General features: G+C 36.4%; 16 protein-coding genes. 12 read left to right on the forward strand and 4 right to left on the reverse strand.

Translation table 11 applies throughout. The features are described from left to right. Nucleotides 1-11 precede the first annotated feature (11 nt). The 4 genes from ACFO7M_RS03510 to ACFO7M_RS03525 all read left to right on the forward strand — a co-directional run bounded on the left by ACFO7M_RS03510 (nucleotide 12) and on the right by ACFO7M_RS03525 (nucleotide 3,304). On the forward strand, nucleotides 12-1,370 hold the full coding sequence (locus ACFO7M_RS03510; protein ID WP_379734043.1) for a HAMP domain-containing sensor histidine kinase: 1,359 nt from the start codon (nucleotides 12-14) through the stop codon (nucleotides 1,368-1,370). A 156-nt stretch (nucleotides 1,371-1,526) separates the two neighbouring features. Next, the gene (locus ACFO7M_RS03515; RefSeq protein ID WP_379718040.1) at nucleotides 1,527-2,024 is read left to right on the forward strand and encodes a hypothetical protein; all 498 of its coding nucleotides are present in this window, start codon (nucleotides 1,527-1,529) and stop codon (nucleotides 2,022-2,024) included. 18 nt (nucleotides 2,025-2,042) lie between these two features. Continuing rightward, the gene (locus ACFO7M_RS03520) at nucleotides 2,043-2,504 is read left to right on the forward strand and encodes a hypothetical protein (RefSeq protein ID WP_379718038.1); all 462 of its coding nucleotides are present in this window, start codon (nucleotides 2,043-2,045) and stop codon (nucleotides 2,502-2,504) included. 2 nt (nucleotides 2,505-2,506) lie between these two features. Continuing rightward, entirely contained in the window at nucleotides 2,507-3,304 is a 798-nt protein-coding gene (locus tag ACFO7M_RS03525; RefSeq protein WP_379718036.1) for a YoaK family protein, read from the forward strand. A gap of 57 nt (nucleotides 3,305-3,361) precedes the next feature. Here ACFO7M_RS03525 and ACFO7M_RS03530 read toward each other — a convergent pair whose 3' ends face one another. Beyond that, nucleotides 3,362-3,817, reverse strand: a complete 456-nt coding sequence (locus ACFO7M_RS03530) for a DinB family protein (RefSeq protein ID WP_379718034.1) — start codon at nucleotides 3,815-3,817, stop codon at nucleotides 3,362-3,364. Between the two features lie 11 nt (nucleotides 3,818-3,828). Beyond that, complete coding sequence (locus tag ACFO7M_RS03535; protein WP_379718032.1) at nucleotides 3,829-4,266, reverse strand: acyl-CoA thioesterase; 438 nt, start codon at nucleotides 4,264-4,266, stop codon at nucleotides 3,829-3,831. Nucleotides 4,267-4,352: 86 nt separating this feature from the next. On the opposite strand from ACFO7M_RS03535, the gene ACFO7M_RS03540 reads away from it, so the two are divergent. From ACFO7M_RS03540 to nadD, 7 genes are all read left to right on the forward strand, one after another. Continuing rightward, nucleotides 4,353-5,153, forward strand: a complete 801-nt coding sequence (locus ACFO7M_RS03540) for a DUF3298 domain-containing protein (protein ID WP_379718030.1) — start codon at nucleotides 4,353-4,355, stop codon at nucleotides 5,151-5,153. After that, nucleotides 5,153-5,509, forward strand: coding sequence for an arsenate reductase family protein (locus tag ACFO7M_RS03545; RefSeq protein WP_379718028.1), 357 nt, complete (start codon nucleotides 5,153-5,155; stop codon nucleotides 5,507-5,509). The genes ACFO7M_RS03540 and ACFO7M_RS03545 overlap by 1 nt, the downstream gene beginning before the upstream one ends. Next, nucleotides 5,502-6,392, forward strand: a complete 891-nt coding sequence (locus ACFO7M_RS03550; protein WP_379734045.1) for a DMT family transporter — start codon at nucleotides 5,502-5,504, stop codon at nucleotides 6,390-6,392. Before ACFO7M_RS03545 ends, ACFO7M_RS03550 begins: the two co-directional genes overlap by 8 nt. Nucleotides 6,393-6,952: 560 nt before the next feature. After that, nucleotides 6,953-7,813 (forward strand): YicC/YloC family endoribonuclease, encoded by an 861-nt coding sequence (locus ACFO7M_RS03555; RefSeq protein ID WP_379734046.1) that lies wholly within the window; start codon nucleotides 6,953-6,955, stop codon nucleotides 7,811-7,813. 83 nt (nucleotides 7,814-7,896) lie between these two features. Beyond that, complete coding sequence (gene gmk, locus ACFO7M_RS03560) at nucleotides 7,897-8,469, forward strand: guanylate kinase (RefSeq protein ID WP_379734048.1); 573 nt, start codon at nucleotides 7,897-7,899, stop codon at nucleotides 8,467-8,469. A 58-nt stretch (nucleotides 8,470-8,527) separates the two neighbouring features. Beyond that, nucleotides 8,528-8,908 (forward strand): four helix bundle protein, encoded by a 381-nt coding sequence (locus ACFO7M_RS03565; protein ID WP_379734049.1) that lies wholly within the window; start codon nucleotides 8,528-8,530, stop codon nucleotides 8,906-8,908. A gap of 47 nt (nucleotides 8,909-8,955) precedes the next feature. Next, nucleotides 8,956-9,537, forward strand: coding sequence for a nicotinate (nicotinamide) nucleotide adenylyltransferase (gene nadD, locus ACFO7M_RS03570; RefSeq protein ID WP_379734051.1), 582 nt, complete (start codon nucleotides 8,956-8,958; stop codon nucleotides 9,535-9,537). Nucleotides 9,538-9,597: 60 nt separating this feature from the next. Here the strand turns inward: nadD and ACFO7M_RS03575 are convergent, their stop codons facing one another. After that, nucleotides 9,598-10,989, reverse strand: a complete 1,392-nt coding sequence (locus ACFO7M_RS03575; RefSeq protein ID WP_379734052.1) for a hypothetical protein — start codon at nucleotides 10,987-10,989, stop codon at nucleotides 9,598-9,600. 237 nt (nucleotides 10,990-11,226) lie between these two features. Here ACFO7M_RS03575 and ACFO7M_RS03580 point away from each other — a divergent pair, with 237 nt between their 5' ends. Next, nucleotides 11,227-12,396: an iron-containing alcohol dehydrogenase gene (locus tag ACFO7M_RS03580; protein ID WP_379718016.1), complete on the forward strand. Its 1,170-nt coding sequence runs from the start codon at nucleotides 11,227-11,229 to the stop codon at nucleotides 12,394-12,396. Nucleotides 12,397-12,638: 242 nt separating this feature from the next. On the opposite strand, the gene ACFO7M_RS03585 is transcribed toward ACFO7M_RS03580, so the two are convergent. After that, nucleotides 12,639-13,538: a nicotinic acid mononucleotide adenyltransferase gene (locus tag ACFO7M_RS03585; protein WP_379734054.1), complete on the reverse strand. Its 900-nt coding sequence runs from the start codon at nucleotides 13,536-13,538 to the stop codon at nucleotides 12,639-12,641. Between the last annotated feature and the right edge of the window lie 148 nt (nucleotides 13,539-13,686).

Consider the following 13,686-nt stretch of genomic DNA (forward strand, 5'->3'; position numbering starts at 1 on the left):
ATAACTGATATATGAAAAAACATTCGAGGGTTATTTTACTGTTCTTGATTCCTTTCCTGATCGTGATTTTCCTGTTCAGTATATTCATCTATGCCACTGTTTCCAATTATTCTGAAGATTATTTATTTCGATTGCTTGAAGCTAGGGCGAAGAAAGTGGCCAAAGAAAAATTAGTACGAGGAACTGAATTTTCAGAGGAAGAAGATCTAGACAAACTCCCTCATGAAAGAGACTTTTTTATCCCGATAAACAACCAACTCAACATAGATGCCGAATCTCAAAAAGTAGGCATCAATAAACAGTTTTTTAAAGATGTAATTGAAGAAGGAGAAGCCCGCTTTGCTACTAATAAATACCTCTATAAAGGAATAAAATTTCAGTCCAATAAAGGAAATTTCATTGTCATAACAGTAGCCGAAAATTATTTCGAAATCAATCAGGCCGAAAACCTAATTAAAACCATGCTTTTTGCCATAAGCGCAGCTTTTCTACTATTATTATACATCGCCGTATATTACTCAAAAAACATCTTCAAACCTATTTCTGCCATAACGGAAAAAGTAAAAGAAATCAGTTCCGAAAACCTGCATTTACGATTGAGTGAAGACATCGCCAAAGATGAACTCTCTGAATTAACCGGTACATTCAATAATATGCTAGACCGGATTGAAACTTCCTTTGAAACCCAAAACAACTTCATTAGCAATGCTTCTCACGAATTACGAACTCCATTGACCGCCATAATAGGCGAAGCTGATGTTGTGCTAACAAAAACCCGATCTACGGAAGAATATGTTGAGGCCTTAAAAATCATTCTGCAAGAGGCCGAAAAATTAGACAATAAAACAAAGGCTTTGTTGTTCTTAGCACAAACCGGATTCAATGGAAAGGTACAGAAATTCGAAAAAATACGCATTGACCAATTGATCTGGGATGTAAAAGAAAATCTTGACACCTTAAATAGTAAGAATAAAATCCATCTTGACATGGAACTATTACCAGAAAATCCGTTAAAACTAAAAGTCAACGGAAACACTCAACTGCTACATCTGGCTTTCAGTAACATTATCAGCAATGGTTGCAAGTATTCTGATTATAATCATGTGACGATATCAATTGGTGCTTCGGATGATTACGTTTACATCATTATTAAAGACAAAGGAATTGGTATTCCGGAAAACGAAATCAAATACATTTACGACCCATTCTTTAGGGCATCTAATACCAAAAATTACGAAGGCTACGGCATCGGATTACCACTTACCCGAAACATCATCCGTATGCATAATGGAAAGATTCTTGTCACCTCAACTGAGAGCGAAGGCACAACTGTACAAATCACACTTCCATCACTTAAAACAGTGAACTAAAACTTCATTTATTACCGTTTTTAACATTTTTCTAAGTTTTTCTAATCTCATTTTAATCTCGAATATCCAATTCTAATAACATTCTAATCTCAGCTTAATAAAACTCTAATACCTCACTTCTAGTTTTGCTTTGTAAACAAAAAAATAGTACGAAGCATGAAAAAATCAATTGTAATACCGACCGACTTTACCGTCAATTCATTAAACACATTAAAAGCCGTTTTAAGCAACAACTCCGCAGGTACACCTTTAGATATTATCCTATTACACGGTTTGAATCTAAGTGACTCGATACGTGACTTATTGTTCTTCTCCAAAAGAAAGCACATCGATGCACTGACCAATTCCGAATTTGAAGAAGCTTTTGAAGTATTGTGCAACAAATTTGATTCCCAAATCAACTCAATCAAAATCGACTTATTCACCGGGTTCAACCAAATTGCATTCAACAGTTATCTTGACTCCAACAACGTTGAGAAGATCTATCTCTTTGATGGTAAACCAAAACTGGCCAAGAGCAATAGCTTTGACTTAACAAGATTTATTAAAAAATCGCCTGTGGAAGTCATTACAATTACCACTGACACAATTTCTCCGGTTACCGAAAAAGGAAAAATCAGCGAAGTATTCCTGAACCAGGTTTCCATAGGTTAACCTAAAAAAAACTAAAACATGAAAATCATCATACAATACATTAGTCTTCCCATACTGGTTTTGGTAATCCTTATAACAACAACAAGTATGTCGGGGAATCCGGAAAAAAAGATTGAAGGCGAATGGGAAGAAGCAAGTTGGGAATATGAAAAGGTCGACAAAAACGACACGGTGAATGCCGACTTTAAAAACGTTTCAGGTTATGTCAAGGAAATTGCCAGTCAGAACCTGATTATTCATAAAGCCGAAAAATGGATTTTCATGCCCGGAAAGGAATTAATTCTAAAAGGAAAAGAGGCCACAAAAAAACTAACCTGGTCCATAAAAGGCAGGGGAAATATACTCGAGTTGAAATACAACGACAACTCAGTTGAACATTATACGCTTTCAGAATTATCGGAAGACAAACTCGTGCTCAATTTTAATACAAACACAGATGTTCGTGGGATTGCCCGCTTAACATTTGAAAAAAAGAAATAAAGATGCTTAGAAAATACAGTAACAGCAGATCCCATTCAGACAATCTCAAACTCGGTTCCTTATCCGCATTTTCTGCCGGAATGATCAATATCGGTTCGCTACTGCTATTCTTTTCATTCTCATCAAACATTACTGGGCATTATGCTGTTCTTGCTTCAGAAATCGTGAAAGGAAATCTGTACCAGACTATTGTGGTATTCTCTTGGATTTTGTTATTCTTCCTGGGGAGTTTTACTTCCAACCTGGCTGTGATACACCTTAATCATAAGAACAGCTATATTGCCCATTCGATACCGTTACTATTGGAGATACTTTGCTTAATAGCAGTGAGTTTTTACGGAGACAATTTTTATGGGGAAACATTAGCCGAAACAGAAGTCCTTTTAGCCATCTTACTTTTTGCTATGGGATTACAGAACGGACTCACGGCAAGTATTTCAAACTTCTCCATCAAAACAACTCACTTAACCGGTACTACAACCGATTTAGGAATTTTGTTCTCAATGTTCACCAAAAAAGAATTTCGCAACAACAAGAACCTAAAGGAAAGAGCAAAACTGTTATCATCGATAACTTTATTTTATCTTATTGGTGCTGTTTTGGCTGGATTTACTTATGTGCATTTGGGATTCAAGATGTTTTATTTGGTAAGTCTGGTTCTGGTCGTAATTATAGTATATGATCTATACAAACTCCGATTGAAACTTTACTTTCATAAAAGAAAACTACTCAAGCTAAACCTTTCCGTTACCGAACTCAAAGAAAATATCCTTCATCAGAAGGAAAAAAGAGTTGCTTAATTCGAGGAAAACTCCCCTAAGATTTTTGTGTTGTCTTTTGGGGAGTTTTGCTATTCTTTACAAGAATTTTTTGATTTGCATCATAATACCGGTATGCATCCCTTCATGGTAATTGTTAAATTCCATAGCATCTTTTGCACTGGTCACAGTATAACCTGTTGAAGTAGTGAACTCGGTATAGGTTTTGAAAATAGCATTCTCAAAATCTTTTTTCGATTGCTCTAAAGTGGCAAACAGTAATGACTTGATTTCATCCACTTCCTCTTGTGTCACATCCGATTCCGGTTTGGTTCCCTTCATGTATTTGGCCACCATTGCATCGGAAACCATCATTGGCAATCCTGACAAACGGTACACCAACATTTGTTGTACGACCACCATATGACCAATGTTCCATATTAGATTATTACTGAATCCTTCCGGAATCTTATTCAATTGTTCCAACGTATGATTTTCCAGAAATCTCAAAAGAACATTACGCGACAAAAGGTTAATTTTAAAAGTATATTCCATAGTTGGTATGTTTATAAAGCGATAAAATCTTCGGTTTTAGGAAATGCATTCATAACTTCCTGAACGATTTCGGGTGTCGGACTAGCCAACTTTCGCAACTTGGTATCCATCCAAGCACCATCCACACTAATTACCGCACACAATTCATCTCTTTGGTTCTTCAACTCATGCACAATAGTCCAACGAGATGCATCGGCTTTCATCTTTCCCATCTTCGTTGTGATGGTAATCGTGTCACTCAAATGAATTTCTCTTCTGAAAATGGCTTCTTCTCGGAACAAAACCGGTCCAAAAGATTGCTGTTGCATTAATTTCATAGTTAAACCATGTTGTTCCAACACTTCGATACGATGTTGTGCGCCAAAATCATAAAAAGCACTGTGGCGCATATGGAAATTCGGGTCAAGATCAGACCAGCGAATGGATATTTCTTTGGTAAAAGTTCCCATAAATTATTTTTTTCAAAAGTAACCCAAAACCTCCAACCGTACGTTTAAAAAGTTAATTTTGTAGTACATTTTAATACAATTTTAACGTGCGTAAATTACTTTATTATATTCTCATTGCGGGTATTTCCATCAGTTGTAAAAAAGATACTCCCATCTCTAATCCTCCAAAAACTACTACTGTAGTGGATGCTGTAAAATCAGACTTCGACACCTTGGATTATGAAATGAAAAAAATTGAAAAGCGTCTCGTAGAAGGTTCAGACACCACCGAAATTGAACTTAACGTTCCTACTTTTACAACAAAATCGGTAGTAACTGATAGTATTAATAAATTGATCCTGCAGGAAATGAGCAGTTTATTTTACTTTGATACGATCCAACGACCTAAAAATTTTGATGCCATTTGTGCTAATTTCATCAGTACTTATAATCAAGTACATCAGGAAGATCAAGAATTCACCTCACATTGGCAAGCATATAGTACTACCTCAATAGATTATCAATCTCCAAAATTACTCAACCTCGTATTCGATTATTGGGCTTATACCGGTGGAGCGCACGGCAACGGCGCTACCTATTCTTATTTTATTGATGCCAAAACAGGCAAACAAATCAAAAAGGAAAACTTATTTTCTGACTTAAAAGGCTTCACCAAATTAGCCGAACAGAAATTCAGAAAGCAGCAAAATGTTCCTAAAAATGTAAACATCAACGAAACGGGTTATTGGTTTGCAGATGAAAAATTTCATTTGCCTCAAAATATTTTCCTGACTAAAAAAGGAGTGAATTTACTTTACAATCAATACGAAGTAGCTTCCTATGCGGAAGGACCAATCGAAGTAGTAATTCCATACACAGAAGCCAATCAGTATTTAAAATTAAAATAATGAGAAAGATTTATTACTTAAAAACCTGCAGTACCTGCCAACGCATTTTAAAATCATTGCCGCAATTAGACACCTTTGAATTGCAGGACATCAAAACGGAACCAATGACGGTAAAGCAAGTAGATGAAATGCAACAAATGGCGGGCAGTTACGAAGTGCTTTTCAGCAAAAGAGCAACCCTTTACAAAGAAATGGGTTTGAAAGATGAAAAATTAACGGAAACCGACTTCAAGCGTTATATTCTGGAACACTATACGTTCTTATCTCGTCCGGTAATTATTGCCGATGGAAAGATTTTTGTAGGCAATAGTGCCAAAACCGTTGGCGCAGCCATTGACTTTCTAAACAATGAATAAAAGAGAATGGGCATTAATTGCCGCAACTTTGGTTTCGATTATATACGGCGTAACGTTTACTATCGCCAAAGATGTGATGCCAAAATACATCGACCCCTTCGGTTTTATTTTTCTGCGTGTAGGCGGATCGATGTTGCTATTTTGGATTGCTACCTTATTTGTAAAGACTGAAAAAATCGACAAAGCCGATTTTCCACGAATCATTGCAGCCTCTTTTTTCGGAATTGCCTTCAATATGCTGACTTTCTTCAAAGGATTGAGCTACACTTCACCCATTATGGGAGCTGTTTTAATGGTAACCACTCCGATGATTGTACTCATGCTTTCGGCTTTTATCATGAAGGAACGCATGGAAAACCGAAAAATCATCGGTATTCTTCTGGGATTAGCCGGAACCGTTACCTTAATCCTGTATGGAAAATCGATGGTGAATGCGCCTAACGCCTCATTGGGGAACTTTCTCGTTTTTGTGAATGCTGTTTCCTATGGTTTTTACCTCATCATTGTTAAAAAATTGATGGACAAATACAATGCTTTTTCGTTTGTGAAATGGATTTATTTCTTCGGCTTTCTAATGGTTATTCCTTTTGGTTGGAATGAATTTCAGGCAGTAGATTGGAGTATAGTTCCTCCTTCTGCTTTTATGAAAATAGGGTTTGTGGTCATTTTTTCCACCTTCCTTACCTATCTGCTGAATTTACTTTCAATGAAAGAACTCAAACCCACTACCGTTGCTGTATTCATCTACTTACAACCCTTGTTTGCTACTATTTTCGCTATCGGATTACAAAAAGACGAATTGAGTTGGGTAAAAGCTGGATCAGCGGTTTTGATTTTTATCGGAGTGTATCTGGTAACACAGAAGAAGACTTCCAGTCCCTAGTGATTAGTCCTTAGTCCATAGTGGTTGGTGATTACTAGAAAATAATTAATCATTGGCAAAAAGTGATTATCAGGCAGTTTTCGTTACTTAATAACGTGAACTATAAACTAAATGTGGTGAACTAGTTTCTTTGTAACGTGAACTATAAACTAAATGTGGTGATCTAGTTTCTTTGTAACGTGAACTATAAACTAAATGTGGTGAACTAGTTTCTTTGTAACGTGAACTATAAACTAAATGTGGTGAACTAGTTTCTTTGTAACGTGAACTATAAACTAAATGTGGTGAACTAGTTTCTTTGTAACGTGAACTATAAACTAAATGCGGTGAACTAGTTTCTTTGTAACGTGAACTATAAACTAAATATGGTGAACTAGTTTCTTTGTAACGTGAACTATAAACTAAATATGGTGAACTAGTTTCTTTGTAACTAGTTCACATTTTACAAGTAACATCAACCCCTAACTTATCAACCCTGCATACTACTAATTACTAACGACTAAAGTCTAGGTACTAACTACTAATAACTTTTCTTATCTTTACCCTCTTATTTTACGACTATGATACAATCGATGACCGGCTTTGGAAAAGCTTCATTACAATTGCCCACCAAAAAAATCACTGTAGAACTCAAATCGCTTAACAGCAAAGGAATGGACTTGAATGTCCGAATGCCTTCGGTATACCGTGAAATGGAATTGGGTTTGCGCAATCAGATTGCTCAACAATTGGAACGAGGTAAAGTTGATTTTTCATTGTATATAGAAGTTACAGGAGAAGAAACTTCGACAAAAGTAAATGCACCCATCGTAAAAGCGTACATTGCGCAAATGCGTGACATCTTACCCGATGCAGACAATACCGAATTGATGAAGATGGCGGTACGTATGCCTGATGCATTAAAAACAGAACGTGATGAAATCGATGAAAACGAATGGAAACAAATTCAGTCGGTTATTAATGAAGCATTAACCAATATCAATCAGTTTCGTGTGGATGAAGGAATGTCATTGGAGAAAGAATTCCAATTGCGCATTGCTAATATTCGTTCATACATGGAGCAAGCTTTGGAATTAGATCCGGAACGTGTTCAAAATATCAAAAACAAATTACAGACGGCTATTGATGAATTGAAAGTGAATGTAGACGAAAACCGTTTTGAGCAGGAATTGATTTACTATTTGGAGAAATTAGACATTACCGAAGAGAAGGTACGATTAACCAATCATTTGGATTATTTCATCGAAACGATCAAAGGAAATGAAGCCAATGGTCGCAAATTAGGATTCATCACTCAGGAAATGGGCCGTGAAATTAACACCATGGGCTCTAAGTCGAATCATGCCGGTATGCAAAAACTAGTGGTAATGATGAAAGACGAGTTGGAAAAAATCAAAGAACAGGTATTGAACGTATTGTAATAAACCATAGCCTTATTGAAGGCATACTAAACAACATAAATTAAGCATAAAGTCTATTGCAACTTGCCTAAAGTTAAAATACAATGAACAAAGGAGGAAAATTAATCGTATTCTCGGCACCTTCAGGATCGGGAAAAACCACTATAGTAAGACATTTATTAGGAATTGAAGAATTGAATCTTGAATTTTCAATTTCGGCAGCAACTCGCGAACCAAGAGGCGAAGAAGTTAGCGGAAAAGATTACTACTTTATGTCAATTCACGATTTCAAACAGCATATCAAAGCCGAAGATTTTGTTGAATGGGAAGAAGTATACCGCGACAACTTTTATGGCACTTTAAAAAGCGAAGTAGAACGCATTTGGGCTTTGGGCAAAAATGTCATTTTCGACATTGATGTAGCCGGAGGATTACGTATTAAGCATAAATTCCCGGAACAAACTTTGGCTGTATTCGTAAAACCGCCAAGTGTTGATGAATTGAAACGTCGATTGAAAGAACGTTCTACCGAAAGTGAAGACAAAATCAACATGCGTATTGCCAAAGCACACGTAGAATTGGCTACTGCACCACAGTTTGACACCGTAATTAAAAACTACGATTTAGAGGTGGCCAAACAAGAGGCTTATGAATTAGTAAAGAATTTTGTAGAGTAGTCCTTAGCACCTAGTCCATAGTAGAGATTGAGAGAATTTAGTTATTCACAAATTATTCATGAGTAAAATTACATCTTATAAAGACTTATTAATTTGGCAGAAAGGAATTAAATTAGTGGTATTAGTTTATAAACTGACTGAAAAATTTCCTAAGGAAGAAATTTACTCGCTCTCAAGTCAGGTAAAAAGAGCATCAATTTCAATTCCTTCAAATATTGCAGAAGGTTTTGGGCGAAGAACAGATAAATCATTTGGACATTTTCTAAACATTTCAAGAGGCTCACTCAATGAATTAGAAACTCAACTTATAATAGCTAAAGAATTAGATTTTATTAGAGACGAAAAACTATATGATGAGATTCTTTTACTGCTAGAAGAAGAAGCTAAAATGCTAAACGCTTTTTCAAAATCACTAAATGAACAAACTGTTACTTCTTAATTTACGAACAATCTAAGGACTAAGAGCTAATCACTAAGTACTAAACTATGAAAATCGGACTTTATTTCGGAACCTTTAATCCCATTCATATTGGGCATTTGATTATAGCCAATCATATGGCTGAACATTCGGATTTGGATCAGATCTGGATGGTGGTCACACCACACAATCCGCACAAGCAGAAAAACACGTTGCTGGATGATTACCACCGTTTGCATATGGTACACCTCGCAACTGAAAACTATCCAAAAATCAAACCCACCGATATAGAGTTCAAGTTACCTCAACCGAATTATACGGTGAACACATTGGCGCATTTACAGGAAAAATATCCTGATTATGAATTCTCATTAATCATGGGAGAAGACAATCTGAACTCATTGCATAAATGGAAGAACTATGAGGTGATTTTACAAAATCATGCCATTTATGTATATCCGAGATTAAACTCAGGAGAAATTAATAGTGAGTTTGTAAACAATCCAAAGATTCACCGTGTAGGCGCTCCGGTAATTGAATTGTCATCCACTTTCATCAGGGAAAACATCAAAAACAAAAAGAACGTCATTCCGATGTTACCTAGCAAAGTCTGGGAGTATATTGACCATAATTTGTTTTATAAAAAATAAAAAGGCTTAACCTTTCAAGTTAAACCCACAAATTAAGTATCAGAAATAGGTATTGACCAACTAATCTCCGCCGCCACAACCACCACAGCCGCCGCCGCAACTCGAACCGCAGCTACTACCACAACTTGAACCACAACTTCCCCAAGAAGAACTGTTGGAATTCATTCTCGTTTGTATCGGCTCTACCAAAGGAAGGAAATCGTCACAATAAAAAGCCGTACCGATAATCAGATACTTCCATTCCCAAGATTGCTTTAAATCAATTCGTTCTTCGCTTTTTATTTTTGTGTTGTACAAATTAGGAATCGCTTTGGCAAAAAGTTCAGTGTAGGCTTTCTTCAAAAAATAATAGCCTGCAATAAGATAGCCTCCAATTTCTACAACCAAAAATGCTACCGGTTTCTCCCTTTCAATACCCAATTGCAATCGGATGAGAAAAAGATAAAGCATTGGAAGAAAAAACAATATCACTACAGAAAAGAGGTTAACAAAATAGGAACTGTTTACAATGGTAGTTCTCAGGTTCTTCATGGCTTGTTGTGGTAATAAAAACAATTCTTTGACCCGCAACTGATGAAACAATGTGATATAATTTACAGGTTCCTTATCGTTTAAGGCATTACCGACAGCCACTTCATCTTTGGCAGTAAAAACTGCATTCAGATCCAATTTTACGCCCCAATTGCCTTCCGTTCTTAAAACACGCTTCTTAATCATATTATCCACACTTGCGTGAACGTATCGGTTATTATTGCCGGTTTGAAGACAAATAACTTCGGCGGCATTCAGGTTTTGGATATGTACATTTTCACGGTACAATTTCTTTGCATTGTCTTCTGCCACAGCTGTGATTTGAAAGTACAAGAAAGAAAACATACAAAAGGTTACGATAATTGTATACAATACGAAATACGGATTTTCAATAGTGACAATATAAGGTTTCAGCAAAAAATACAGCGGTAGATACAATAGAATACTAATAGCCGCAATTTTGATTATCCTTCTACGCAAAGTAGCGTTCCCTGTTGTTAATTGTGTTTCCTCAAAATAGTGATTATCCCAAAAATAGGGGTTTTGTTTCCCGAAGTACGCTTCGTATAAAACGCTGGTGTATTCTTTTGCAGTTGTAAAAACCGAATGGTTTTGAGGATTGTGTGTGGAAGGAATGTGTTCAATCTTTTTCCCTAATAGCTGGCAGAGTTTTTCATAGGATTTACTGAAGATTAGGTGTTGGTGCCAAACAATATCTACTATTTCGGATGGTGAAACCATTTGTTTGGAGACTGAAGCTAAAAACATAAACTTCTTATACTCTTCGATGGCTTGTTTAGTGACGAAGTCCGTCCATTTATTTTCAAACGCCAATCGTGTTTCAAAACCATACTCTTCGATGGTTTCATCAAAGGAAAACCTAGTAATGGTTTCCCATAATGCTCTTTCTTTTTCTGTCATACAATTTCATTATTATCTTTTTACATTTAGAAATCTGAGCTCTATTTCTAGGTTAAAGTTGGTGACTCTTTATGAAGTAACAGTTATGCTAATGTTAGCTTTTTGTGAAGAATTATCCTTGCCAAATAAAAGACTGAATTTCAAATTGTCGCATTTAAATATTCATCTCTTAACATTCTTTTACCATCTGTTTCGCGTTAAGTTCATTAATTTTATACCTCATTAAAAAAAAATGTTATGACAAACTTCGAATTATACAATCCTACCAATTATGTTTTTGGTAAAGGACAAATTGCAAAACTGCCCGATTTAATAACAAAAGATTCAAAAATACTACTCGCTTATGGTGGCGGAAGTATTTTCAAAAACGGTGTTTACGACCAAGTTAAAACCGCATTATCTGGATATGACATCGTGGAATTTGGCGGAATCGAACCCAATCCACGTTATGAAACCCTAATGAAAGCGGTTGAAATTATTCGCGAGCAAAACATTGGGTTCATTCTGGCTGTTGGAGGCGGAAGTGTAATTGACGGTGTGAAATTCATTTCAGCGGCAGTAAAATTTAAAGGCGAACCAAAAGAAATATTACACAAGCGTTTATTAATCAAAGAACTTTCGGAAGTAATTCCTTTCGGAACAGTACTGACTTTACCTGCTACCGGAAGCGAAATGAATTCAGGCGCTGTAATAACCATTAACGAATCGCAGGAAAAATTAGCTTTCGGCGGAAGTGCCTTGTTTCCAAAATTCTCAATTTGTGATCCCACAGTAATTGCCTCTTTACCCAAAAGACAAATTCAAAATGGTATAGTAGACGCTTACACGCACGTTTTGGAACAATACTTAACTTATCCACATGACGCCTTATTACAAGACAGAATCGCGGAAAGTATTTTACAAACTCTTGTTGAAATTGGTCCATCTGTAGTCGACAATCCAACCGATTATAAATTGGCTTCTAATTTTATGTGGAGTGCCACTATGGCTTTGAACGGCTTAATTCAAAAAGGAGTACCATCTGATTGGGCGACACATATGATTGGCCATGAATTAACAGCCTTGTTTGAAATTGATCATGCAAGAACATTAGCCATCATTGGTCCAAACTTGTATCGTGTCATGTTTGAGACCAAAAAAGAAAAATTGGCCCAATATGGTGAGAGAGTTTTTGGTATTACTGGAAACAGTATCGAAGAAAAAGCCGAGGCAGCGATTGAAAAAACAGTGGAATTTTTACACGCCATGGGAATGCAAACTCGCTTATCGGAAAACACTACTGAAAACTATGCTGAAACCGCTGATTTTATCGTAAAAAGATTTGAAGAAAGAGGTTGGAAAGCGTTAGGTGAAAAACAAAACATTACACCAGAGAAAGTACGTGCAATAGTGGAACTAAGTTATTAACGTAGTAAATCCCAAATTACAATACTGTAAATGGATTATGGTAGTTAAGATGAGCCCGCGTTAGGGATGGAAGCAAGCTACCGCGTAGCGCGAACAGCCCGCCCCGGAGGGTCAAGAGGCAAAGCCGACTACCCGAAGGGAAACGCCCAAAAAACATATAAAATTCAGAAGGCGCTCTGGGAATAAATCCCTAGAGCGCCTTCTTACTAAACACCAAAAACAAAACGTAACTTAACTTAAATTTATTTCGATTTACTAACTAACTCTTTTGTTGCGTTTCTTTTAACTTCTGCAGGCGATTGTTTCATGTACTGAATAAACCCTCTTCCTACAAATTCATATGTCGTTCCACTGGCATTGTGATACAACCTTATTCGGCTGTCGTTAATAACGGTAAGCGTAAACGATTCATTGCCCCAAAAATCATAATCTAATGTTAAATTTTTACTGTATGGGCTCGAAGTGCCTGAAATACCGTAGTATCCTGTAAAATCCCAGTAGATATTATTTACCGATGTACCTGGTGCATCTTGCGATGATTTGAACGTATCGCTGCTTCCGCCCGCTACAAATTTGATAAAATGTTCGTTGTCAAATTCGTTCAAAGCACCTACTCTACTAGTATATACTTTTTCCCAAGCTTTGTATTCTTGTAGGAAATAATGAATGTTATCATAGAACAAACGATCATAATCAAAACCACTTCTTTGGTAACCTGTCAAATAGTACGTTACATTTTGACTGCGGCTATACAATTTGATGCGATTGCTTGAAATTTGATACACTTCCAAGTCATACGTACCATAAATATCATGATACACACGTACAGCATTGGTATAATAATCGTAATAACCCACTCGGATACCAAATCCACTACCCGTTGTTCCGATACCAGCCAAGTTATTGTTAGCATACAAACTTCCATTTAAAAAGGAAACTGTAAAAGCTCTCGATAAGAACGGCACATCTCCACTTCCGGTAGTCGCATCGTAATCCACATACCATAAATCATAGCCTTCCATTAATTCCGGTAACGGTATGCCGTTGTCCACATATCCATCTTCAACAAATACTTCGGCAGTACAAGAGGTTAACAAGAGTGGCGACACCAAGGCTATCAAAAATAATTTTATCGCTTTCATAATTGTAGTTTTTATAGTTTCAGTATTACCTATTCAATATGCGTGCCAAAAATTTCTTACCTTTGACTTTCCTTACAATTTTTAGGAGCTTTTTCCCGCTATTCACTGTATCTTTTCACTTGTTATCGGTGCTTTATACCTCATAGAC

It is taken from the genome of Flavobacterium sp. GCM10023249 (assembly GCF_042653365.1).
Lineage (GTDB): Bacteria > Bacteroidota > Bacteroidia > Flavobacteriales > Flavobacteriaceae > Flavobacterium.

Excerpts from the sequence above, each read along its gene's own strand:
- ACFO7M_RS03510 (WP_379734043.1), top strand. The coding sequence starts at position 12 with ATGAAAAAACATTCGAGGGTTATTTTACTGTTCTTGATTCCTTTCCTG.
- ACFO7M_RS03515 (WP_379718040.1), top strand. The coding sequence starts at position 1,527 with ATGAAAAAATCAATTGTAATACCGACCGACTTTACCGTCAATTCATTA.
- ACFO7M_RS03520 (WP_379718038.1), top strand. The coding sequence starts at position 2,043 with ATGAAAATCATCATACAATACATTAGTCTTCCCATACTGGTTTTGGTA.
- ACFO7M_RS03525 (WP_379718036.1), top strand. The coding sequence starts at position 2,507 with ATGCTTAGAAAATACAGTAACAGCAGATCCCATTCAGACAATCTCAAA.
- ACFO7M_RS03530 (WP_379718034.1), bottom strand. The coding sequence starts at position 3,817 with ATGGAATATACTTTTAAAATTAACCTTTTGTCGCGTAATGTTCTTTTG.
- ACFO7M_RS03535 (WP_379718032.1), bottom strand. The coding sequence starts at position 4,266 with ATGGGAACTTTTACCAAAGAAATATCCATTCGCTGGTCTGATCTTGAC.
- ACFO7M_RS03545 (WP_379718028.1), top strand. The coding sequence starts at position 5,153 with ATGAGAAAGATTTATTACTTAAAAACCTGCAGTACCTGCCAACGCATT.
- ACFO7M_RS03550 (WP_379734045.1), top strand. The coding sequence starts at position 5,502 with ATGAATAAAAGAGAATGGGCATTAATTGCCGCAACTTTGGTTTCGATT.
- ACFO7M_RS03555 (WP_379734046.1), top strand. The coding sequence starts at position 6,953 with ATGATACAATCGATGACCGGCTTTGGAAAAGCTTCATTACAATTGCCC.
- gmk (WP_379734048.1), top strand. The coding sequence starts at position 7,897 with ATGAACAAAGGAGGAAAATTAATCGTATTCTCGGCACCTTCAGGATCG.
- ACFO7M_RS03565 (WP_379734049.1), top strand. The coding sequence starts at position 8,528 with ATGAGTAAAATTACATCTTATAAAGACTTATTAATTTGGCAGAAAGGA.
- nadD (WP_379734051.1), top strand. The coding sequence starts at position 8,956 with ATGAAAATCGGACTTTATTTCGGAACCTTTAATCCCATTCATATTGGG.
- ACFO7M_RS03575 (WP_379734052.1), bottom strand. The coding sequence starts at position 10,989 with ATGACAGAAAAAGAAAGAGCATTATGGGAAACCATTACTAGGTTTTCC.
- ACFO7M_RS03580 (WP_379718016.1), top strand. The coding sequence starts at position 11,227 with ATGACAAACTTCGAATTATACAATCCTACCAATTATGTTTTTGGTAAA.
- ACFO7M_RS03585 (WP_379734054.1), bottom strand. The coding sequence starts at position 13,538 with ATGAAAGCGATAAAATTATTTTTGATAGCCTTGGTGTCGCCACTCTTG.